This window comes from Pandoraea terrae (assembly GCF_902459695.1).
Classification (GTDB): domain Bacteria; phylum Pseudomonadota; class Gammaproteobacteria; order Burkholderiales; family Burkholderiaceae; genus Pandoraea; species Pandoraea terrae.
Genome location: NZ_CABPRZ010000058.1, coordinates 1 through 2,453 on the forward strand (window position 1 = coordinate 1; position 2,453 = coordinate 2,453).

At 70.5% G+C, this 2,453-nt stretch carries 1 protein-coding gene; it reads right to left on the reverse strand.

Annotated elements, in window-relative coordinates; translation table 11 throughout:
* Positions 1 to 2,453, reverse strand: a 2,453-nt coding sequence (locus PTE30175_RS28425; RefSeq protein ID WP_476703897.1) for an autotransporter outer membrane beta-barrel domain-containing protein, incomplete at both ends; no start/stop codon positions are given.

Genomic DNA, 2,453 nt, shown 5'->3' on the forward strand with positions numbered 1-2,453 from the left:
GAACCGCGGATCGGTCACCACCAGGTAGGGGTGCGCGGGCGCGGCGACGATTGCGAACAGCCCGATGCTCGGCAGCTTCAGGTCCGGCAGCGCCGGCGCCGGCACGGCGACGGTATCAACTTCGCCGAACGCATCGGCGCTGCCGGCGCTGTCGGAGATGGCGCGCGTGCCGGCCACGGTCTCGCCGTCCGGGTTGACCGTGGTCACAGCCACGTCGCGCCCGGCGATGCTCACCCGCTGGTTCGACGACACGATCGCCGGCAGGCCGCCTGCGACCTCGCGGCGCTGCGCCACCGAGAAGTCATGCGCGCGCACCTCGCGCGCACTGTTGCCGCGCTTCTCGTGCCAGTAGACCCAGCTCGTCTGCGTCTGGTTCACGCGCCGCTCGAGCTCAAGGCCCTTGACCGTGATCGCGCCGCCCCCACTCGCGCCCTCATTGCCGCGCACCTCGAGGTTGCCGCCCGCCGCGATGGTCGAGGCGTCATTGAGTGCCTCGCCACCGTCGACGTTGATGCGCATGGCCCGTTGCGACGCGATGCGCGCCGCCGGGGCCGCGCCAATCAGGCGGTCGATCGTCGCGCTCTCGCGGAACTCGCGCCGCACCTCGTTGTAGTCGCGCCCGTCGCGCATGCCCGGCCGGTAGCGCAGGATGCGCACGCCCTCGTCCGCCGCGCCCGTGAGGTGGCCGCCGGCCTCGTCGACCACGCCCGGGCGCAGGTGCGTCCCGGGATCGAAATCCGGATAGAACTCGATGACGTAGTTGCCCTGGCCGTCCTCCGCCAGTCGCTCGAAATGCTGGATCGCGTGGTGCGTGATGGTGCGCTTCTGGAATTCCGCGGCGCCGGCGGCTTGCCAGGCGGCGCTGGCTTGATACACCTCTTCGATCGGATGCGCGAGGCGGAAGGTCTTGCCGTTGGCGTCGAGCGCGCGCACGCCCGACTTCGGGATCACCACCCGCACCGGGGCGGCGACCGCCTGCAGCTTCTCCTCGGACAACGCCGCCTTGGCCTCGTGCCAGGTCCATTGGGTGAACGACTGATTCTTCGGATTCGGCTTCCTGACCTTGACGCGCCGGGGTGGCTCGCCCCGCTCGCCCCGGACTTCGATCTCCTGCAGGATGAACGCCGGCTCGCCGTTGACCGCCAGGCTATGGCTGCGGTGCGTCGTCGGCAGGTTGGTGTTCAGGTCCTGCGCGTCGCCGGGCCGGATGTCGACGTGGTACCCCGCCACCCAGACGCGGCGGCTGAAGGTCCTGGTGCCTTGCGGCACCGCCTTCTCGATATGGATGAAGCTGCGCTCGTTCACCAGCTTGCGCGTGGCGATATCCAGATCGCCGCCGGCCTCAAGGGTGGCCGAGCGGTTGGTGAGGCTCGCCGTCTGGCGCGCCAGGTACCCCTGCGCGTCGCGCTCGTCGCCCGCGCCAATGCGCAATGCCCCGAGGCTATACAGCACCGCGCCGTCGTCGTTGAGCACGTCGCCGCCGGCCCACAGGTCGAGCGCGGAGGTGGCCGCCATCACCGCGCGGCTGCCCTGGTTGACGATGTCGGTGGCGGCAACAGTGATGCGGTCACCAAGCACCGTGGCCGCGTTGTGCACGCGCCGCGCGCTGAGGCTCACCTCCTGGCCGTCGATGCGGCCGTCGTTACGGATCTCGTCGGTGGCGGCCAGCGCCGTCGTGCCGCCGCGCAGCGCGCCACCGCTCATGTTGTGAATCGAGGCCGCATTGACCGCCAGGCGCTTGACCGCCGACAAACTGCCGGCGTTGGTGAAGACGCCGCCGGCCGTGAAGCTCAGGTCGCCGTCGGCGCGGTAGTCGCGCCCGGCCGCGTGGGTGTAGTCGCCGGTGACCGCGACAAGCAGGTCGCGGCCCGCCTGCATCCCGCCGTCACCGGCGAGCGTCCCGGCCTGAAGGGCCAGGCTGCCATTGAAGGCGAGCCTGCCGGCGTGCGTGAGCGTTGCGGCGTGAATCCATGCATCACCCATGCCGTGGATCTCGCCACTGTTTTGCACGCGCAGTTGCGACGCGGCGGCGAAGGGCGCGTCACCGGCCAAGGCGCGGGAGAGGACTTCGGTGACTGCCGTGGCGCGGGCGTCGGCCTTGCCGAGCCACAGGTGGTGGCCCGCGAACAGCGTGCCGCCGTTGGCGAGGCGCCGGGCGATCGCCAGCACCAGCTCGCCGCCGGACTGGAGGCGCGCCGAAGTGGCGTTCTCGAGCACGTTGGCAGCGATCTGCACCGCGCCATTGCCGCCGATGAAGCCCACGGCGGAGTTCTTCGCGGTGTCCTTCGAGGCAGCGTCGCCGCCATCTGTACTGGAAGCCGGCGTCTCGGCCTCCGATGCCGCGTTCGTCACGGCATTGGTCTGGGCATTGGTCTGGGCATTGGTCACGGCATTCGTCACGGAGTCCGCAACGATGCGCGTGAGCCCCGTGCCGGTATTGACGATGCGGCCAT